This window comes from Kitasatospora sp. NPDC058184, assembly GCF_042883725.1.
Taxonomy (GTDB): Bacteria; Actinomycetota; Actinomycetes; order Streptomycetales; family Streptomycetaceae; genus Kitasatospora.
The window spans coordinates 1-1,112 of the sequence record NZ_JBHVVE010000073.1; the positions used below are offsets into that span (position 1 = coordinate 1).

Consider the following 1,112-nt stretch of genomic DNA (forward strand, 5'->3'; position numbering starts at 1 on the left):
CTGAAGGACCGCTTGGAAAAAGGCGATGTGAAATACCGGGAGGCCGGTGAAAATATTGCCTACAACTATGTGGACGGTCCTGCCGCCGTGGAGGGCTGGCTTAACAGCGAAGGCCACAGAAAGGCGCTGTTAAGCCCGGATTATACGCACCTCGGTGTCGGCGTGGACCGGAAGTATTATACGCAAAACTTCATTAAGCCTTGGCAGTAAAAACCGCAGAGGGGCGCGTCCCCCGCGGTTTTTTTATGTTTTTTCGCGAGCGGCGCTCCTGCTGAAAAAAATATACCTGCTTTTTTTCGCAATTTAGGCGAACATTAAGGCGCATGAACCGATACATTATAGCAGGCAAAACTTTTCGGAGGGGGTGAGAATTGTGGCGAATCAGCAATCACGGCAATCAATCGATGATTTTAAACAATTCGTAAAAAAGCATCCCAAACTGATCCAAAATGTTCGCAAGGAACAAAGGAGCTGGCAGGAAGTCTATGAAAATTGGGTTCTTCTGGGCGGGGATGATCCGATATGGGACCCTTTTAAAGACGAGGCCGTTCAGCCTTCTTCCGACGCGGAAACCAAACAGGAACCAGCTGAAAAGAACGATTTCGTTTCAAAAATGGTCACTGCCGTTAAAAAGATGGATATCAACCAAATGAATGAGCAGATCAATAAAATGAGCCAGTCCATTTCATCATTGCAAAGCCTTTTAAGCCAATTTTCGGGGAGCAGCACGAAGCAGCCCCGGCAAGGCTCCGGACAACATCCTTTTTCGTTCAGAAAGGATTAAAGAAGGGGATCGTGTATGCGAAAAGAGGTTCAGGAATTCATATCCGCAGATGAGGAACGGAAACGGTTTATACGGCAGCGTCCCGTCTGGTACCGCAGACTTGCGAGAAAACCGGACGATCTCAATTCCTTTCAGCTTGACATGATGAATTTTTATGAAAAGACGATACCGCATCGGGTAAGCCAATTCTCAAACGGGATTCAAATGGCGCAGATGATGATGCAGATGGTTCACGCCATGCGTTCACAGGATTAAAAAGCGTTTAAACGCCGCATTTTCCAATTGGGTGGTTTCATGGTAAACTAGCAACTGGAGGTGCGTATTTATG

The 1,112-nt window shown here is 47.0% G+C and carries 3 protein-coding genes; all 3 read left to right on the top strand.

Going from position 1 to position 1,112, the window contains the following annotated elements; genetic code table 11:
• The coding region (locus ACFVXH_RS41405; RefSeq protein WP_387831250.1) for a CAP domain-containing protein at positions 1-210 on the top strand (210 nt) is incomplete at its 5' end.
• Positions 211-373: 163 nt separating this feature from the next.
• A complete protein-coding gene (locus ACFVXH_RS41410; protein ID WP_014417704.1) occupies positions 374-784 on the top strand; it encodes a YlbD family protein in 411 nt (136 codons plus the stop codon).
• 15 nt (positions 785-799) lie between these two features.
• Complete coding sequence (locus ACFVXH_RS41415) at positions 800-1,039, top strand: YlbE-like family protein (protein WP_003154475.1); 240 nt, start codon at positions 800-802, stop codon at positions 1,037-1,039.
• Positions 1,040-1,112 lie beyond the last annotated feature (73 nt).

Bases quoted from the DNA above. Each gene is read 5' to 3' on its own strand.
- ACFVXH_RS41415 (WP_003154475.1), top strand. From the start codon at position 800: ATGCGAAAAGAGGTTCAGGAATTCATATCCGCAGATGAGGAACGGAAA.